Origin of the sequence: Paraburkholderia polaris (assembly GCF_012927345.1) — a bacterium.
Lineage (GTDB): Bacteria > Pseudomonadota > Gammaproteobacteria > Burkholderiales > Burkholderiaceae > Paraburkholderia > Paraburkholderia polaris.
Window position 1 is genome coordinate 1 of the sequence record NZ_JABBGJ010000145.1, and the last position, 1,209, is coordinate 1,209.

The 1,209-nt window shown below is 58.1% G+C and carries 3 protein-coding genes; all 3 read left to right on the forward strand.

What is annotated here, in order from left to right:
- Positions 1-214 (forward strand): ATP-binding protein (locus HHL24_RS43385; RefSeq protein WP_169486729.1); only part of this gene is annotated, 214 nt, incomplete at its 5' end.
- Between the two features lie 280 nt (positions 215-494).
- Positions 495-878 (forward strand): hypothetical protein, encoded by a 384-nt coding sequence (locus tag HHL24_RS43390; RefSeq protein ID WP_169491346.1) that lies wholly within the window; start codon positions 495-497, stop codon positions 876-878.
- A gap of 74 nt (positions 879-952) precedes the next feature.
- On the forward strand, positions 953-1,209 hold a 257-nt coding region (locus tag HHL24_RS43760; protein WP_206003286.1), incomplete at its 3' end, for a hypothetical protein.

Sequence of the window (1,209 nt, forward strand, 5' to 3'; positions counted from 1 at the left end):
ACGCGCGGCCTCGATCTTGACTTCAAATTTAGACCTCAGCGAATGGGGCGATGCGTTCCCCGACAACCGGGTTCTTGGCGCCGCCACGCTCGACCGGCTACGCCACGGTGCCTATCGCGTCGTCATCGAGGGCGAGAGCTTCCGCAAGCCCAAACCGATGCCTGAAAACGGCGAAAATGCGGTTGCCAAATCCGGCAAAAAACCGCATTCTTGAACCCCTTCGAAATCGCGTTTCGGGGCCACTCTGAGTGGCCTCATTATGCCGATCATCCCCGGCTTGATTACGCCGATCCGTGACAAACGCTGGCTAGAGCGTCTGTTCGATGCGCTGCAGAATGATCAGATGCCGTGCATCGAGCGTCTCGGTGAGCGTTGGAGGGAAGTGCGTGTAACGCCCGCGATGCCTCCGCATGGGCTCAATCGGCACGGTTAAGCGCAACGCGACGGCAGGCGGCATTTTTACAATGAACAGAAGTCAGTACAGGATTGACATCATGGAAGCGTACAACCCGGAGCGCGGGCCCGAGCCTGAATCATGGCTTGAACTCGACGAACAGGAGCGGATTCTTCTCATTGAAACCTGGCATCGCGTCGCCCGGATCAAGCTTCCCAACCTCACGGCACATGCCGCGCTACATGTGATCGTCGAAAACCAGATTGCCCTGGACCTTGAGCCCGTGGTCCGGGCAATGGATCGCCTCGGGAAACAGGGACTCACGCGACACGATGCTATCCACGCGATCGGCTCAGTTGTGGCAGAGAACCTGTTTGGCATTTTGAAGGCGGATCAGAACGACGATGCTGCTGCTTCGCAGGCGCGTTACTACGCGGCAGTGGAGCGATTGACTGCAGTGAGTTGGCGCAGAGGTGAGCAGTAATGCGGCCGCCACCGAAACTTCAACCCTGGTGTGATGCGCGGCAGCGTTTCAGGTTGGGCCATATTCATATCCAGATGGCTCGCGAACTGGGATTGAATCCCCGAAAATTCGGATCACTGGCTAACGACCAGCAGGAGCCGTGGAAGCGGCTCCTCGCCGAATTTATCGCGCACTGTTATAGCAAGCGCTTTGGTCGTTCGACCCCCGAAAAGGTGCAATCGCTGGAAGAAGTCGTGAAGCGTGCGGAACAGAGACGCAGCGAGCGGCGGGAGAGACAAGCCAACAAAGCGGTTCTGCCAGCAGGGCCTCAACGTACCGATAGCGGATCAAG